16 protein-coding genes are annotated in these 17,990 nt (G+C 34.1%); 6 read left to right on the plus strand and 10 right to left on the minus strand.

Features of this window, described 5'->3' with window-relative positions; genetic code table 11:
- The first annotated feature begins 104 nt into the window (after positions 1-104).
- Positions 105-650 carry a lipocalin family protein gene (locus tag JOD96_RS06225; RefSeq protein ID WP_209563415.1) on the plus strand — a complete coding sequence of 182 codons (546 nt, stop codon included), beginning with the start codon at positions 105-107 and terminating at the stop codon, positions 648-650.
- Between the two features lie 59 nt (positions 651-709).
- Here JOD96_RS06225 and JOD96_RS06230 read toward each other — a convergent pair whose 3' ends face one another.
- A complete protein-coding gene (locus JOD96_RS06230) occupies positions 710-1,084 on the minus strand; it encodes a DoxX family membrane protein (protein WP_209563416.1) in 375 nt (124 codons plus the stop codon).
- Positions 1,085-1,294: 210 nt separating this feature from the next.
- Positions 1,295-2,188: a DUF4349 domain-containing protein gene (locus tag JOD96_RS06235; RefSeq protein ID WP_209563417.1), complete on the minus strand. Its 894-nt coding sequence runs from the start codon at positions 2,186-2,188 to the stop codon at positions 1,295-1,297.
- Positions 2,189-2,327: 139 nt separating this feature from the next.
- Here JOD96_RS06235 and JOD96_RS06240 point away from each other — a divergent pair, with 139 nt between their 5' ends.
- From JOD96_RS06240 to JOD96_RS06250, 3 genes are all read left to right on the plus strand, one after another.
- Entirely contained in the window at positions 2,328-3,614 is a 1,287-nt protein-coding gene (locus JOD96_RS06240; RefSeq protein WP_209563418.1) for an anthranilate synthase component I family protein, read from the plus strand.
- A 206-nt stretch (positions 3,615-3,820) separates the two neighbouring features.
- Positions 3,821-5,131 carry a tRNA lysidine(34) synthetase TilS gene (gene tilS / locus JOD96_RS06245; RefSeq protein WP_209563419.1) on the plus strand — a complete coding sequence of 437 codons (1,311 nt, stop codon included), beginning with the start codon at positions 3,821-3,823 and terminating at the stop codon, positions 5,129-5,131.
- A complete protein-coding gene (locus JOD96_RS06250) occupies positions 5,131-7,227 on the plus strand; it encodes a protein-disulfide reductase DsbD family protein (RefSeq protein ID WP_209563420.1) in 2,097 nt (698 codons plus the stop codon). Before tilS ends, JOD96_RS06250 begins: the two co-directional genes overlap by 1 nt.
- 139 nt (positions 7,228-7,366) lie before the next feature.
- Here the strand turns inward: JOD96_RS06250 and JOD96_RS06255 are convergent, their stop codons facing one another.
- Positions 7,367-8,683: an ammonium transporter gene (locus JOD96_RS06255; protein ID WP_209563421.1), complete on the minus strand. Its 1,317-nt coding sequence runs from the start codon at positions 8,681-8,683 to the stop codon at positions 7,367-7,369.
- A 316-nt stretch (positions 8,684-8,999) separates the two neighbouring features.
- Here JOD96_RS06255 and JOD96_RS06260 point away from each other — a divergent pair, with 316 nt between their 5' ends.
- Together JOD96_RS06260 and JOD96_RS06265 are read left to right on the plus strand one after the other, a co-directional pair.
- Positions 9,000-9,971, plus strand: a complete 972-nt coding sequence (locus JOD96_RS06260) for a Gfo/Idh/MocA family protein (RefSeq protein ID WP_209563422.1) — start codon at positions 9,000-9,002, stop codon at positions 9,969-9,971.
- Between the two features lie 78 nt (positions 9,972-10,049).
- Positions 10,050-11,585, plus strand: coding sequence for a YifB family Mg chelatase-like AAA ATPase (locus JOD96_RS06265; protein ID WP_209563423.1), 1,536 nt, complete (start codon positions 10,050-10,052; stop codon positions 11,583-11,585).
- Positions 11,586-11,674: 89 nt separating this feature from the next.
- On the opposite strand, the gene abc-f is transcribed toward JOD96_RS06265, so the two are convergent.
- The 7 genes from abc-f to JOD96_RS06300 all read right to left on the minus strand — a co-directional run bounded on the left by abc-f (position 11,675) and on the right by JOD96_RS06300 (position 17,892).
- Positions 11,675-13,264 carry a ribosomal protection-like ABC-F family protein gene (gene abc-f / locus JOD96_RS06270; protein WP_209563424.1) on the minus strand — a complete coding sequence of 530 codons (1,590 nt, stop codon included), beginning with the start codon at positions 13,262-13,264 and terminating at the stop codon, positions 11,675-11,677.
- Between the two features lie 168 nt (positions 13,265-13,432).
- Complete coding sequence (locus tag JOD96_RS06275; protein WP_209563425.1) at positions 13,433-14,143, minus strand: GNAT family N-acetyltransferase; 711 nt, start codon at positions 14,141-14,143, stop codon at positions 13,433-13,435.
- A 334-nt stretch (positions 14,144-14,477) separates the two neighbouring features.
- Positions 14,478-14,981: an SRPBCC domain-containing protein gene (locus JOD96_RS06280; RefSeq protein WP_209563426.1), complete on the minus strand. Its 504-nt coding sequence runs from the start codon at positions 14,979-14,981 to the stop codon at positions 14,478-14,480.
- A 49-nt stretch (positions 14,982-15,030) separates the two neighbouring features.
- The gene (locus JOD96_RS06285) at positions 15,031-15,531 is read right to left on the minus strand and encodes an SRPBCC domain-containing protein (protein ID WP_209563427.1); all 501 of its coding nucleotides are present in this window, start codon (positions 15,529-15,531) and stop codon (positions 15,031-15,033) included.
- Positions 15,521-15,847: an ArsR/SmtB family transcription factor gene (locus JOD96_RS06290; protein ID WP_209563428.1), complete on the minus strand. Its 327-nt coding sequence runs from the start codon at positions 15,845-15,847 to the stop codon at positions 15,521-15,523. Before JOD96_RS06290 ends, JOD96_RS06285 begins: the two co-directional genes overlap by 11 nt.
- 187 nt (positions 15,848-16,034) lie before the next feature.
- Positions 16,035-17,219 carry a hypothetical protein gene (locus tag JOD96_RS06295; protein ID WP_209563429.1) on the minus strand — a complete coding sequence of 395 codons (1,185 nt, stop codon included), beginning with the start codon at positions 17,217-17,219 and terminating at the stop codon, positions 16,035-16,037.
- A 283-nt stretch (positions 17,220-17,502) separates the two neighbouring features.
- Positions 17,503-17,892 (minus strand): VOC family protein, encoded by a 390-nt coding sequence (locus JOD96_RS06300; RefSeq protein ID WP_209563430.1) that lies wholly within the window; start codon positions 17,890-17,892, stop codon positions 17,503-17,505.
- Between the last annotated feature and the right edge of the window lie 98 nt (positions 17,893-17,990).

The following is a 17,990-nucleotide window of genomic DNA, read 5'->3' on the forward strand; positions in this document are numbered from 1 at the left end:
TATTGATTAGTAACTTTATAAGATATAAGAAACAAAAATAATTCTGTAAATAGTTCTTTGAGTGTTGCATTAAATTTATATATAAATATAAAACAGAGCACATCATGAAAAATAAATATATAGCTCCGGTTTTGTTAGGAGCAGGTATAGCATACGTACTATATTCCTGCGGGGTTTCTACAATCCCAAAGAAAGCCACGGCCGTCACTAATTTTGATAAGGCCCGATATCTTGGAAAATGGTATGAGATAGCAAGATTGGATTATAAATATGAAAAAAATATGGATAACGTGACCGCAAATTATTCTTTGAATGATAACGGTACGATAAAAGTTGCTAATAAGGGCTATAACGTCAAAAAAGACGAATGGGAACAAAGCATTGGGAAAGCCAAATTTGTCAAAAAAGATGATGTCGGCATGCTTAGAGTCTCATTTTTTGGTCCTTTCTACTCAGGATACAATGTAATTGCAATTGATCCGGATTATAAATATGCCCTCGTTGCAGGTGAAAGTCTAAAATATCTGTGGATACTTTCAAGAGAAACTACAATCCCGGCCCATATTCACGCAGAATATGTAAAAAAAGCACAGGAAATTGGTTATGATGTTTCGGCACTGATCTGGGTAAAACATGATAAAGCAAGTTAAAATAAAAAACCCCGACAGTTTTAGTTCTGTCGGGGTTTATATTTTCAAAAGATAAAAGTTTACGGTCTGAAAACACTTCTGTAATTATCCCAATATCTGTAAATTAAAAATAAGTTTGCCAAAAATAATAATGCTGCAATTGGCAGGCCTTCGGGAGCCATAAAGTAATTAATAAACAAAATATTGATTGTAATTGGTAAGATCAGGATGTTGGCCAATGTTACAAAACGACCTGTTATAAATGCAATTCCACAAAGCAGTTCTATTGATTTTGCCAGTGGTAATAAATAAGTTGAAGCAACTAAGCCCATATTAAAAGCTTTAAAATTTCCTGTTACCTCCGGTTCGGGCGCCAGCTTGAAGAAAAAGCTGATGGAAGCAAAAAGTAACAATAAGCCAATCAAAACTCGAACGATAATGGTAGCAATTTTCATAATACTAGGATTTTTAATAGGTTAAAAAAATATAAATTATTTGCTGATATACATTACAAATGGAATTTTCTAATAAAATAAAAATCTCTTTTTGAGGGTGTTTTATTGAGGATATTATAATCAATAAAGCAGTATTTTAGGATTAATCTAAGCCTATATCAAATATAGTGATTTTTTTCTTATTAAATTGCTGTAATATTAACAGTTCGGCTAATTTTTTTTATATTTTTTGTAAAGCATCAATCCTCCGATAGTAATTAAAATTAATGGCCAAAGATTCAATAGAAAAACAAAGATTTCTTCCAGAATATACCAGCCATTTTTTAGCGAATCTACAATCTGGATTCCAAGATGTGGCTTGTATTCGTGACTATCTTTTTCTCCTGCAGTTATTTCCTGTTTAATAGTTTCATTTTGATAAAGCTGAAGCGTAATAGTGCTGAAATTAATTTGGTCCTGCATTGACAAATTATCAATTACACTAGTATCATTTGCTTCTTTTTGATTAGCCAGAGTCTTTTCTGCATCAATAATATCGTTTATTTTTTTGCCTTTATCATCAATCGCTTTTGCAACTCTTTTTTCGGTAGCAGCGCTTCTTTTTTGAGCCAGCTGATTGGATAAAAGTTTTAAGGAAACATCATCAGCTTTGATTACTCTGAAATCCAGAAAATCAATTTGTTTTGCTATGGTCTTAATTACAGTATCAAGCTGGGTATTGGGCACGCGAATAGTAATATTGTTTTCGACAATATATTTTGTAGTTTCAAGAGTACTGTCCTGGCTTATTTTTGTTTTAATCTGTTCATGAATGGTACTTTGTAAATTTGTATAAGTTACAAAACCTCCAAATTTCTGGACAGCGTTTTCAATTGCATAAGTTGACTTTGCGACATTTCTCACCTTAAATTTTAGATCTGCCGTACGGATAAATTTTTGTTTACTGTCTTTTTTTTCTACCGCAGCAGAGGAAGAAACAATGGTACTGTCTGCAACAGCATAATCTGCGGATTCTTCGCCAACGGATCCGTCTGATTTTTTACAGGAAAATAGTAATGCAAGAATTACTAATGAGGCCAAACTTAATTTTGCAATTGTTTTCATAAAAGGTTAAAGGGTTGATTAATAATTTTGATTGTTATACTAATCTCGTGTACTAAAAAGTGTGCCAATAATTTTTGATGATTACTTTTTTGGAAGGATTTTTTTTGTCGTAATTTTGAAATCTAAAATTTATCTATTTTTGAGAGTTTCAATCCATAAACATATTGCCAATCCCGAGCAGGTTAAACAACAGCTTTTAGTTTGGTCACAACAATTTCGAGAGGTTGTTTTTTTGGATAGCAATTCATATCCGCAAGAATATTCAAGCTTTGACTGTCTGCTGGCCGTCGATGCTTTTACTTCCTTAAAGACCGATTTTGAGAATGCTTTTGATGATCTCAGACAATACCAGACTACAACAAAAGACTGGCTTTTTGGTTATTTATCATACGACCTGAAGAACAATGTCGAAAATTTAAGTTCCTCCAATTTTGACGGATTGAATTTTCCGGATTTGTTTTTCTTTCAACCTAAAAAAATATTTCTGCTAAAAGAAAACCAACTGGAAATTAAGTATTTATTTCTTTGTGATGATGAAGTTGAAGACGATTTTGATGAAATTATCCAAATTCAGTCCGATGCTTATGAGACAGTAGCAAAACTAAATATTCAGCAAAGAATTTCAAAAGAATTTTATGTAGAAAAAATAGCAAAAATGCTGAATCATATCCACGCAGGTGATATGTATGAAGCTAATTTCTGCATGGAATTTTTTGCCGAAAATGCGGTAATAAACCCATTGGAAAAATTTCAAAAACTAAATGAAATTTCACAAGCACCATTTTCTGTTTTCTTTAAAAATAATAAACAATTTTTACTTTCAGCTTCACCAGAACGTTACCTGAAAAAAGTTGGAGAAACTATAATTTCACAGCCGATAAAAGGAACTTCAAAACGTTTTTCTGACCCGATTGAAGATGAAATTTCCAGGCAATATCTGGAAAACGATCCAAAAGAACGTGCAGAAAATATCATGATTACAGATTTGGTTCGCAATGATTTGTCGCATACAGCGCAAAAAGGTTCTGTTGAAGTAGCAGAGCTTTGCAAAATATATTCTTTTCTGCAGGTTCATCAAATGATTTCGACAATTACCTCAAAAATAGATGCTCAATATTCTCCAATTGATGTTTTAAAAACAACTTTTCCAATGGGAAGCATGACCGGAGCACCAAAAATTTCGGTTATGAAAATTATCGAAAATCTTGAAGAAACAAAACGCGGTTTATACAGCGGGGCCATAGGTTATTTTACACCAGATGGAGATTTTGATTTTAATGTCGTGATACGGAGTATTTTGTATAATCAGGAAAACCAATACGTTTCATTTTCTGTCGGAAGCGCCATAACTTCGCTGTCAATACCCGAAAAAGAATATGAAGAATGTTTGTTGAAGGCCAGGGCAATGCACAAGGTTTTGAAATAAAAAAAAGTTTGCCACAAATTGCACTTACTAATTTTTTAAAGGTCGGTAACTGCGTGAAACAAATCTTTTTAAGCAGTGGTTAAAAAGTCTATTGAATGCCGCATTAAAAAATAATTTAATTAAAAATTAGTGCAATTCGTGGCAAAAAAAATACACTTAACATTTCATTTAAGAATAGATACATTTTAATTTTTTACTTTTATCAAATGCTTTCAAAATTTCAAAATCATATCATTTCCAGATTTCCTTTTTTAGCAGAAAAAAAGCTGTTTCTTGCTGTAAGCGGAGGCTTAGATAGTATGGTTTTACTTCACTTACTGCAGCAATTGCCTTATGAAATTGCTGTTTTGCATTGTAATTTCCAGCTTCGGGGATTAGAAAGTTTTGGAGATCAGGATTTTATTCAAAATTATTGTGACAAAAACAATATTCCTGTTTTTACAACCCAGTTTGATACTGAAGCTTTTGCAAAAGATTATAAACTTTCGACACAAGTTGCTGCCAGAGAATTGCGCTACAGTTGGTTTTATGAACTTATAGAAACTAAAAATTTCGATTACATCCTGACCGCTCATCATGCAGATGATAATTTGGAGACTTTTATAATAAACCTGACAAGAGGCACAGGACTTGATGGACTAACAGGAATTCCGGAACAAAATGATAGAATTATTCGTCCGCTTTTGTATTTTTCCAGAGAAGAAATCCTGAATTATGCTCAGGAAAACAATATTGAATGGCGCGAAGACAGCAGTAATGCATCGAATAAATACCTTCGAAATAAAATTCGCCATAATTTGGTTCCGATTCTAAAAGAAATCAATCCCAATTTTCTGAATGCTTTTCAGAAAACACAATCTTATTTGCAGGAATCGCAGGAAATGGTTGAAGATGCTTCGATCATGATCTATCAACAGGTAGCAAAAGAAGCAGGAGATGATATCCATTTTGATTTAAATCAGCTTAAAAAATTGCCAAATTATAAATCATACCTGTACCAATGGCTAAATGAATTTGGATTTATCGCCTGGAATGATATTTATGATTTAGTAGAAAGTCAATCCGGAAAACAGGTGTTTTCTGAAGAATTTCGATTATTAAAAAACAGGGAAACGTTGATTTTGAGTCCTATTTCTGAAGTGAATGAAAATCAGGAATATGAAATTAACGAAGGCGAAACAGAAGTTAATTTTCCCTTAAATTTGAAGCTTTGTCAGGTAGATGACATTACAATAGATTCAAATAAGGCTATCTTTGTGGACGCCAAAAAAATCCATTTTCCTTTGATTTTACGTAAATGGAATGAAGGAGATGTTTTTCATCCCTTTGGTATGAATGGAAAATCCAAAAAAGTGAGTAAGCTGTTTAAAGACGAAAAACTCTCACTCATTGAAAAAGAAAAAACATGGATTTTAAGTTCTGATAATCAGATTGTATGGGTTGTTGGAATTCGTCAGGATGAAAGATTTAAAATTGAAAATACCACTAATAAAATACTCAAAATAGAACTACAATAATGAACTTTAATCAAACTTGTCAAGCGATATCAAAAAATGTCTGGAATCAAGCCATTCTGTTTTTGTTATTTTTCATTTTTGCTTTTGCAAAAGGAAATGCCCAAATACTGGAACCTGTTAAATGGACTGCTAAAATTGAAAAAAAATCAGGGAGCAATGCCATCCTGATTTTTGATGGAACGATTGAGAAAGACTGGCATATGTATTCGCAATTTACACCCGACGGAGGCCCGCTGCCGTTAGAAATTGTGTTTAAAAACCAAAAAGGAAACTACAACCTGGTAGGCAAAGCCAAAGAAGGAAAAACGAGAACTGCCTTTAATGATGTTTTTGGAGTTAATGAAACTTTTTTTGAAGGGAAAGCACATATTGAGCAGGAAATAATAATTACAAATTCAAACTTAAAAACGGTCGATGTTGATTTTGATTTTCAGGTTTGTAAGGAAGTTTGTATCAACTCAAGTAAAAAATTCTCAATACCAATTCCGGCATCATTTCAAATGGTAGCTGTTGCAACAGTTTCTGAAGCAAAACCTGATGAAACAAAAGTAACAGGAATTGCTATTGATACAGTAAAGCCAGTTGCTGTTGACACTGCTAAAACAGATGTTCATATTGCTCCAAAAGGAATTTCTGCTCAGGAAGAAATCCCGGCTCCCGATCAACAAGGAAGCTTATGGACTTTATTCTTTCTGGCTTTTTTAGGAGGTTTTACAGCATTGTTTACACCTTGCGTATTCCCAATGATACCGATGACGGTAAGTTTCTTTACAAAACAAAGTAAAACAAGAGCTGCAGGTATTAGAAATGCTATTATTTATGGCATCGCCATTATTTTTATATATGTCATACTTGGTTTTTCTGTTTCCTGGATTTTTGGTGCAGATGCTCTGAATTCGTTAGCAACAAACGTCTATTTTAATTTGTTGTTTTTTGTCTTATTAATTGTTTTTGCATCGTCATTTTTAGGCGCATTCGAAATTATGCTGCCTAATTCCTGGGCAAATAAAGTAGACAAACAAGCAGATAAAGGCGGAATCGTAGGAATCTTATTTATGGCTTTGGCACTTGCAATTGTGTCATTTTCATGCACAGGTCCAATTGTAGGCCCGCTTTTATTTCAGGCTGCAACTAACGGAGTTTTAGGGCCAATTGTCGGAATGTTGGGTTTCTCTTTAGCCTTGTCATTGCCATTTATGCTTTTTGCTATGTTTCCGGGCTGGCTAAATTCATTGCCAAAATCAGGCGGTTGGTTAAATACAGTAAAAGTGTTTTTAGGATTTTTAGAGTTGGCTTTTGCATTTAAATTTTTATCAAATGCAGACTTGGTTTTGCAATTGCATTTCTTAGAAAGAGAAGTTTTCATCGCAATCTGGATTGCGGTATTTGCAGCACTAACATTATATCTGTTCGGGAAAATTACCCTTCCACACGATAGTCCTCAGGAACGTATTTCTGTCGGAAGGTTATATGTAGGATTACTTTCTTTGGTATTTACCATTTATTTAATTCCGGGACTTTGGGGAGCACCATTAAAGTTAATAAGTGCATTTCCGCCGCCACAGCAATATAGTGAAAGTCCTCTTGGATTTGGCAGTTCAGGAAATTCATCCGGTTCTACTAATGAAATACAAGGTTTACCTGATGGAGCCGAATTAGGACCGCATGGTATAATGGTTTTTCATGATTACGAAGATGGGTTAGCATATGCCAAATCAATCAATAAACCAATTATGTTAGATTTTACAGGTCATGCTTGTGTTAATTGCAGAAAAATGGAAAATAATGTTTGGTCTGATCCGGGTATTTTGCCAATCCTGAAAAATGATGTGGTTTTGATTTCGCTGTATGTTGATGATAAAAGGGACTTGCCAAAAGAAGAACAATTTGTAACCGCTGCAGGAGATAAAATTGAGACAATCGGTGATAAATGGACAGATTTTATGATTTCGAAATACAAAACAAACACACAGCCTTTGTACGTTATAACAGATTTGGAAGGAAAAAATCTAAACAATTCTAAACCTACAATTAGTTATGTCACTACTGAAGAATATCTGGTGTGGCTAAAAGAAGGAATTTCTAATTTTAAATAGTTTTAAGAATATAGAATATAGAATATAGAATATAGAATATAGAATATTCTAAAATAACAGGTCAATTAATTCAAGCAAAAATCCCTCTGAAGTTATATTCAGAGGGATTTTTTATGGTGTGTTAGTTGTTTGAAAAATATTATAAGTATTCTCCGTGTTGAGAAATATCTAATCCTAATTCTTCTTTCTCTTCAGATACCCTTAGCGGAGTAATTTTATTTACAATAAAAAACAATGCATAAGAAGCAACAAAAGCAAAGATAGATACAACTACCAAAGCAGTTAACTGATTGATAAATAAAGTTGAAGTTCCGAAGATTAAACCTTGGTTATCACCTACAGCAGGGTTAATTGCTTTTGAGGCAAAAACTCCTGTTAACAACATTCCTACCATACCACCAACACCGTGACAGGCAAATACATCTAAAGCATCATCAATTTTTCCTTTAGGGAATTTGCTCACTACAATGTTACTTACAATAGCAGAGAATGCGCCTATGAAAATTGCATGAGGGATACTTACATAACCGGCAGCAGGCGTAATGGCTACAAGACCTACAACTGTACCGATACAAGCTCCAAGAGCTGATAATTTGTGACCTAAAATTTTATCAAGAAAAACCCATGCCATTGCAGCAGCGGCAGCAGCAACAGTAGTAGTTCCCAATGCTTGTACAGCCAATCCGTTTGCTCCAAGAGCAGACCCGGCATTAAAACCAAACCAGCCAAACCATAATAAACCTGTACCTAATAATACATAAGTTATTCTTGCAGGATTAACTTTTTGAATTTTTCTTCTTCCTAAAAAGATTGCTCCGGCCAATGCAGCCCAACCAGCACTCATGTGTACTACTGTTCCTCCGGCGAAGTCTAATACTCCCATTTTAAAGAAAACTCCATCAGGATGCCACGTCATGTGAGCAAGAGGAGCATATATCAATATTATAAATAAAACCATGAATAATAAATAAGCCCAGAAACGTACACGCTCTGCAAAAGCACCTGTGATTAATGCGGGTGTAATGATGGCGAATTTTGCCTGGAATAATGCGAATAACATAAAAGGAATTGTTGGAGCAAGACTCCATGCAGTATTGGTACCAACGCCTTCAAAAAATAAATTGTGAGTTGGGTCTCCGATAATTCCACCAATTGTTGGACCAAATGCTAATCCAAAAGCCACCACAACCCATAAAATGGTAACAATTACCATTGCCATAAAACTTTGTAACATTGTACTGATTACATTTTTCTTTCCTACCATTCCGCCATAGAAAAATCCTAATCCAGGAGTCATAAGCAGAACAAATGCTGTTGCAACGACCATCCAGGCGGTATCTCCTGTGTCAAACTTTACAGCTTCGGCAGGAATTGGATTGTCTGATAGAATAAAATTTGAAATGAAGGTTAGTACTAAAATCGTGATAAGAATCACACTTAAAATAATTTTTCGCATAGTTATTTAGTTTTAAATTTTTTGATAAAAGTATAAAATGAATTGACACCCCTAAAAAAAATAGAGTTCAATGGTTGATTTTTGCTGATTTTTTATTTTGACCCCCTATATTTTACATGTATTTGTTAAAATTGACTTAAAATTTACAATTTGACAACATTTTTTTTTCCTTATCTAAAAGATTCTGTCGTTTTGTGTTTTTTTTCTGATATTTTTATTTTGAATTTAGGCTGAATATTATTAAAAAACGCTTCTTTTGTTTTTATGATGATGTATATTTGATGTTTTTAACATTTTTTATAATTAAAATTTAAGAATGGAAAACCAAAAAATAAAATGGGGAATTGTAGGCTTAGGAAATATTGCCAATCAGTTTGCTACAGACTTATTATTGTTACAAGATGCTGAATTGGCAGCAGTTGCATCAAGAGACATAAACAAGGCAAATGAATTTGCCCAAAAATATAATTGTATAAAAGCATATGATTCTTATGATGCACTTTTTGCCGATGATCAGGTAGACATTGTGTATATAGCAACGCCACATGATTCTCATGCAGAGTTATCAATAAAGGCTTTAGAAAAAGGCAAACATGTTTTATGCGAAAAACCGATAGCATTATCTTATAAGGATGCCATTCGTATGATTGAAACTTCCAGAAAGAATAATAAATTTTTTATGGAGGCATTCTGGACAAGATTTATCCCTTCTGTTCAGGATACACTGGGGAAAATACAAGCAGGAGAAATAGGTGACATAAAGTATATCAATGCCGATTTTGCTTTTTATGTAAATGAATTAGAAGGAAATAGAATGACAGATAAGAATAGAGGCGGAGGTGCACTTTTTGATATCGGCGTTTATCCATTATTCCTAACCTATATCATACTCGGAATTCCTCAGGAAATTATCGCAAAATCAACCTATCATACTTCCGGAGTTGATTTGCAGACCAGTATGATTTTGCAATATGAATCTGCTCAGGCAGTTCTGCATGCTGGTTTTGTATCAGAATCTGATATGAAAGCTACAATTAGTGGAACTAAAGGACGAATAGAATTAAATTCTCCGTGGTTTATGGCAGATGGTTATTCTTTATTTAAAAATAATCAGGAAGCTGTTTTCAAATTGCCAAATTTAGGAAAAGGCTATGCGCATGAAGCTGTTGAATGTCATAACTGTATTAGAAACAATACAATAGAAAGTAAGCAGTGGTCACATCAGAATAGTCTGGACTTAAGTAAAATTGTTGATGAAATCAAAAATCAAATTGGGCTGGAGTTCTAAAACCATATTTTGTAGTAAAAAGATTATAAATTAAATATTTTTTGATTAGTTTTAGAAATATTTAATGAATAAATTTTTATGCTGATTAAAGTTTACGGAAGTGCCGTTTTTGGAGTAGAGGCCACAACAATTACCGTTGAGGTAAATATGGATAAAGGAATTGGTTATCATTTAGTTGGGCTGCCCGATAACGCCATAAAAGAAAGTAGTTATCGTATTGCAGCAGCGTTAAAGAATAATGAATACGCAATGCCCGGCAGGAAAATAACAATCAATATGGCTCCTGCCGATCTTAGAAAAGAAGGTTCTGCATACGATTTGCCTCTTGCAATCGGAATTTTAGTGGCATCAGATCAGATAAAGGCACCCGAAGTTGATCAATATATTATTATGGGAGAACTTTCGCTTGACGGAAGCCTGCAATCCATAAACGGAGCTTTGCCAATTGCAATAAAAGCCAAAGAAGAAGGCTACAAAGGTTTTTTTCTGCCAAAACAAAATGTAAAAGAAGCAGCTATCGTTGCGGGTTTAGATGTATATGGAGTTGAAAACTTGCAGCAGGTAATCGATTTCTTTGAAGGAAAAGGAACTCTGGAACCGACAACAATTGACACCAGAGTCGAATTTTATAAAACACTCGATTTTCCTGAATTTGATTTTTCTGATGTCCGCGGACAGGAAAGTATAAAACGCTGTATGGAAATCGCCGCAGCCGGAGGACACAATATCATTTTAATTGGCCCACCCGGAGCAGGAAAAACCATGCTGGCAAAAAGATTGCCAAGTATTTTACCGCCGATGACTTTGCGCGAAGCACTTGAAACTACCAAAATTCATAGCGTTGCGGGAAAATTAAAGGAAGTTGGTTTAATGAATCAAAGGCCATTTCGCAGTCCGCATCATACTATTTCTAATGTTGCGTTGGTTGGCGGCGGAAGTTATCCTCAGCCAGGTGAAATTTCGATGGCACACAATGGTGTTTTGTTTCTGGATGAATTACCGGAATTTAAACGTGATGTCCTCGAAGTAATGCGTCAACCGCTTGAAGATCGGGAAGTGACTATTTCAAGAGCCAAATTTACCGTCACATACCCATCATCATTTATGTTGGTTGCCAGTATGAATCCAAGTCCGAGTGGCTTCTTCAATGATCCAAGTGTGCCAAATACTTCGTCACCACACGAAATGCAGCGTTATATGAGTAAAATTTCGGGACCACTACTGGATCGAATCGATATTCATATTGAAGTGACACCTGTTCCTTTCGAAAAATTATCAGACGACAGAAAAGCAGAAAGTAGCGTCGAAATTCGAAAAAGAGTAACCGCTGCACGCGAGTTGCAAACCGCTAGATTTGAAGGATTGCCAAATATTAATTATAATGCCCAAATGAATACCAAACAAATCAGGGAATTTTGTTCGCTTGACGAGCAGTCAAAACAATTATTAAAAACAGCAATGGAACGGCTTAATCTTTCGGCAAGAGCTTACGACAGGATTTTGAAAGTAGCCCGCACAATTGCAGATTTAGATGCATCACAGCAAATTATATCATCTCATATAGCCGAAGCAATTCAATACAGAAGTTTGGATCGCGATGGATGGCTGGGATAATAAATGTAGATTTTTTTTGATAATATATGGTGATTGATTCTGTGTCAATCACCATATATTATCAGGGAGAGATTATATTTTAAATCTGTCTAATTAAGATTAATTGTTTTCTTAATGTTTATTTGTTCTAAAAAATATTCATCGTGCGAAATCACAATCAGTGTTCCCTGATATTCATTAATTGCGGTAGTAAGGATTTCGATATTCTGAATATCCAGATTATTTGTGGGTTCGTCAAGAATAATCAGATCAGGTGATTCGTTATTGATAGTAAGACAACAAAGTATCAATCGCATTTTTTCGCCACCGCTCAAAGAACTACAGGATTTATCCAGATCATTTTGCGGAAACAAAAACCGATTAAGTCTCATTCTGATATCATGTACCTGTAATCCCGAAATATTAAATTTTTCTGCCTGTTCGTACACAGAAAGCAGATTATCAATTAATGAATAATCCTGATCAATATAAACCGACTTCCATGTTGCTGCATAAATATTTCCTTGTTTTGGCGGCAGGGTTCCGGTAATAATTTTGATCAGAGTTGTTTTGCCTGAACCATTAGCTCCTTTCAGCGCAATACGTTCTCCGCTTAAAATCTGAAAATTGAGGTTTTCCTGCCAAAGTAAATCATCATTATAACCATAATTTACATTTGTGGCTGTAAATAATGTTTTACCATGGTGTAAATCGGCATTATTCAAACCAAATTTCATCTTATCAATTTCAGGTAAGCCTGAACGTAACTCCTGTAATTCCTGAGAAATTCCACCAATTTTTTCGGCGTGCATGCTTTTGGTTTTAGAAGTACTGTTTTCGGCATTGTTTCGCAGCGTATTCATCATAATACGCGAAACACCGGCTTTTTCCTGTTTCTTTTTTCCGCGTGAATCTAGTTTTTGCTGGCGTTCCATAGTTTCACGTTCCTTCTCTTTTGCTTTCCGTAAAGCTTTTTCCTTGCTCTGAATATCCTGACTTAACGCGTTATTTTCAATTTGTTTCTGTTCAGCATAAAAGTCATAATTGCCACCGTAAATTGTGATTCCGTTTTTGGTTAATTCATAAACCCTGTTTAAGAGATTGAGCAATTTTCTGTCGTGACTTACAACAATAAGCGTGCTTGTAGTATTTTGTATAAAATTGTATAATAATGTTCTTCCGGCAAGATCCAGATGATTACTTGGCTCGTCAAGCAAAATAAGCTGAGGCTGGTGAATAGAAATTCCTGCAAGAAAAACTTTTGTCTTTTGCCCACCGCTTAAACTTTCCAGTTTCTGGGTAAAATCCAAATCCTGTAACTGCCAGTATACCATAGCTTCTTTGCAACGGTCTTCTATTGTCCAGTCGTCATCTAATGTGTTTAAATTGGTTTCAGTCACATTGCCCTCGAGAATTTCTCTAAGGGCATTTAACTTATCTTCAATCCGCAAAGCTTCAGAAATAGTAAGATGATTAAATTGCCCGAAAATCTGGGGCACATAATAAGGTTTTGAATCCAATTTGAGCAATCCATCCGAAGCTTGTAATTCGCCGGAAATAATTTTTAATAATGTAGATTTTCCAACGCCATTGTTGCCAATCAATGCAATTTTTTCGTGATTGTTGGCTGTAAAAGTAATTTTGTCAAACAGCAAGTCCCTGTTCGTATGTAGGTATGAGATGTTTTGTAAAGTAAGCATAATTTCTTCTTTAGAGTGAATAATTATAGCGAACCACAATGGGTTTACTATCTAATTTTTCGGGAAGAAATTATTTTTCACATAAGGATTATGTTTCGTTTTTACTTCTGCAAATATAAGAATGTTTTTAAAAGCCTGCAAAATCTTTGTTTTACCAAGCTTTAAATTTTATTGCTTTTTTGAAATTGCAGAAGAATAGTCGTTTTTAGAAATATTCCAGAAACTCATCTTTCTTCGGGTTGCAAAACCTAGTTTCTCGTAGAGTTTTATCGCTCCGGGATTAGTTTCGACAACATGCAAAAAAGGAGTTTTATTTTCATCAAAAATGCTATTGACAACATGCGATGTTAATTGTTTGGCATAGCCTTTTCCGGTATGATCCGGATGTGTTACAATAGCACTTACTTCGGTAAAATCATTCATCTTCATACGTTCGCCTGCAATTGCAACCAATTGTCCATTGTTGAAAATTCCGTAATAATTACCCAATAAAAATGTTTTGGTTTTAAAATATCCGGGCTGAACCAAATTTACCAAATCGAATAATTCGTCTTTATGGGACTCAGTTAATTTAATAATTTCATTATCTAATGATATTTCAATTTTTTCGTGAATAATCATCTGAAGGCAAACCAGTTCTTTTACTATTTTTAGAGTATCAGCGATCTTGGGTTTTTCTCCAACAATAAAGAAATTGTCACATAATGAAGCATATTTTTCAGTTGCATATAAAGTGCTCTCAACCTCTGTAAAACCGCCAAACGGACAATAATCCGGATTATAAAAACGCGTACCATTATAATCAATAGCAAATTCATGATGGCTTTCTGATAATGAATTCCAAACGGGATTGTCTAATTTGTTTTCTTCAGTAATCATTTTTAATTTAAAGGTAAAAAAATTCAAAACAACAGGATGTAGAATTTTTCTTTGATTTTCTTTATTGTTTTTGATCTTTTAAAGCGATGACGTAAAGCTATCTTTTTATTAATTGATCAGTGTTTAATTTATTATGTTTATAAAATTGAATGTAAATATATTAGAATTTTTTATAGTAAAATATTCATTTTTTTCGAATTATTATTGTAGGGTAATTCTTGAAATTTAAGCTCTTGATTTCTATTATTATAGATAAATAAAAATATTTGATTATAAAATAAAAAAATCTCATTCCTGAAGAAATGAGATTTAATTGATTAATGATTGAATTTTTTTATTTCGCTCTTTCAGCAAAAATAGCGTCTAAACCTTCTGTGGCAATAGTGAAACCTTCTTTGAAACCCATTTCAATAATCATTTCCAAATCAGATAGTTTTTCATGTTTAATAGCGATGTCAACTATCGTCGATTCACCCTGCTCAGAAAAATTAATATTCCAGTCAGATCTGGGAAACTCTGTATTTAAATTACCTTCGCTGTCACAAAAAGCATCAAGATATTTAAAATTGTCATTTGGAGTGATCGATGTATAATCTGCTATCGCCCAATGCTCTTCGCCTTCGGGCCCAATCATTGCATATAGTCTTCGTCCACCTACATTAAAATCCATACTTTTTGTTTTCGACTTCCATGGCGCTGGCGCCCACCATTGGTCTAAAATTTCAGGTTCTGTCCATGCTGCCCAGACATTATCAATTGATGCTCTGAACTCGCGGTTTATATTTACAGTCTTATTTTCCTTATCTATGGTAAAATTCATTAATAGATTTGATTTCATTTTTTTAGATTTATTTATTAATATTTAATTCAATCTTTTTTGAAACGTTTTATTTTTTTGTTTCAAAGATTTTATCAAGACCTTTCATAGCACTTGTAAACCCTTCTTTGAATCCCATTTCAATCACTTTTTCTAATTCGGCCAGACTGTCGCGCTTTATTTTAATATCTACAACAGTCAAATCACCTTGTTCAGAAAAGGAAACATCCCAATAAGAACTTCCCATGTCCGGGATCGGATTAGCATCAGCATCACAAAAAGTAGAAGAATGCTTAAAGTTTGTTTTAGGAGTAATCGAAGTATAATCAAAAAAACTCCAGCCTTCCTGACCATCTGGGCCAACCATGGCATACAATCTTCGCCCTCCTTCTTTAAACTCCATGCTTTTTGTTTGTGACTTCCAGGGAGCCGGCGCCCACCATAGATCGAGGATTTCAGCTTCTGTCCAGGCAGACCAGACATTAGGCAATGATGCATCGAATTCGCGTTTTACATGTACAGTTTTATTTTCTTTGTCTACGATAAAATCCATTAAAAGATTAGTTTCCATTTTCTTTATTTTTTAAATTAATTAATACTTGATCCAGTTGGGTAAAACGTTTTTCCCAGATTTCCTTAAATTGTTCCAACCATTTATCTATTTCTTTCATTTTGTCTATTTTTAGTTGATAATAGATTTCCCGTCCTTCTTTTTTCTCTTCCAGTAAATCACATTCATTTAAGATTTTAATGTGTTTAGAAACCGCCTGTCTCGTGGTTTTAAATTGCTCAGCTATTGCATTTGGGGTTAATGCTGTAGATGAGATCAATACCAAAATAGCTCTTCGTGTCGGGTCGGCAATAGCCTGAAATATATCTCGTTTCATTTTGATTTATTTAAATATGCAATCAATCAGTTGCAAATATACGCAACTTTTTGGTTGCGCAATACTTTTTTTACTTTTTTTTATTTACAAGAATAAAATTTTACAAAGCATAATTATTTTGGCCTAATAAAAAGACAAAAAAAAATCCCATCTGCTTTTGGACAAATGGGATAGGAGAGGGCTAGTTTTATGATCTAAATCTGTTTCTGACTATAATATTTTTGAGTTTGGCTTTGAGGTCTTCTCCGGTATCAAAAACCATTTGCTCGTTGTTCGGAAACGGTACGGCACGTTTATTAAAATACCCCAGATAGCTTTCGTCGCAGGCATTTCGGTCACCGCGATACGTAGAATAAATATTCTCAAAAATATATTCGCTAGCCACAGGAAAAGATTGCAGCAGCTGATTCGATTTTAAATCGACATAATCCACTTTAGCAGTTACCTGACACGCTTTGAATTGTCTGAATTCGTAAATATTGATTTTGAGGGTTTTAAAATTATCAACTTTTACAGGTCGGCCCAAACTGTCCTTTACAGGATTTCCTCTGCTGTCGGTAAGCGTTCTTACGCCATCCTTAACTTGTTTTTCTTTAATAAATTCTTTCTCTTTTATCTGTTCCGGTGAGATGCTTATTTCTCTAAAATTAACAATCAATCCGTAATCGTACGAAATGTTTTTTTGTTTAACACTATGATAAACAGTCCATTTGTCATCCAATCCGTAAGTACTGATATCCAAAAGATCATTCTGCAGCTGTTTCGGAATTATCATATTGGTCTCGTTTGTGGCATAAACGTTTACAAAATCAGTTCCCTTAAACTCTGCATCAAGCATTAACTTTTTTGCATTCTTATAATTCGGATTAATACTTTCCACATAACTCAAATCATCAAATGCTTTTCTGGCATTTAGTTTATTCGGAGATTTTAAAAGTACTTGGGCATTATCATATAAGTATTTGGATAAGGCATTTTTACTGTTCACAATTTGATCCGAATAATTATCAAAAGGAAACTGCGCCGGTTTTCCCTGCTTCAGTAATTGAAGCGGCAACAAAGGCCTGATTTTTTCCTGACGATTATCTAATTGAATATAAGTTTTATAGATGCGCTCCAGATTGGCAGGATTTTTTTCTTTCTCCATCATTTCCAGATTGCGCAAATCACGGTCTTTAGCTTTTGCAAAAGCTTCTTCGAGAAGATAGACATAATCTTGTTTTCCTTTGGAGTCTTTTTTGGTTTTCAATGCTTCGACAGCACGATTGATAGCACCATCATAATCACCGTCGCTCAAAAGGGACTGCGTTGTTTTTACGCCGCACGAAACTGTTAAAAATAGGATAGAAACCAGTAGAGTAATTTTTTGCATGAGGTTGCTTTTTGAAGTGTAAATATATCTTTTTTTAACTTTTCAACAACTATGCCTTTTTTAAATTTATCAGAAGCAGAAAATTACTGTTTTCATAATCACCTTTAGTCCCGCTTTCGCCTTTATCTCTCCATCCCGATAGCCATCGGGATTACGAGGATACCGGCTCTATCGGGGCTAGGTTAGAGGTTTTTGTTTTCATAAGCAGTCTTGTTTAAGTAAGTGCGGGAAATTAAATAATTCCATTAATATTTAAAATACTGGTGCGGCAAATGGCTTAAATTTACTCTGGCCAGTACAAAATATTAAATTTATGACCATCCGGATCAGAAAATCCAAAGAAATAACCTTTTTCAAAACTTTGCGGTTCAGCAAAAATAGTCCCGCCTGCATTTTTAACATTCAACAACCATTGATGTACTTCATCTGTACTTTCGGCAGAAAGAGAAAAAATAATTTCATTTCCTTGTTTTAAGTCGGCAACTTCATCATTCACCGCCCATTTAAAACGTTCTTTTACAAAAAAATGAATCATAAAATTATCCTCTCCAAACATAAAACTGGTCAGTTCTGTATTTGTGCCGTTTGGTTTAAATCCAAGTTCACTATAGAATTTAGTTGTTCGCTGCAGATCTTCTACGCCTAAATTGGCCCATATTTTTTTAGTTTTCATAACATTCTGTTTTAAAAATTAAAACTATTTCGACTATTCTATAAAGTCTTATACTAAATTTACAAATTATAATTAACTAATAAAAAAGGAGATACACT

It is taken from the genome of Flavobacterium sp. 1355 (assembly GCF_017833415.1).
In the GTDB taxonomy this organism is placed as follows: domain Bacteria; phylum Bacteroidota; class Bacteroidia; order Flavobacteriales; family Flavobacteriaceae; genus Flavobacterium.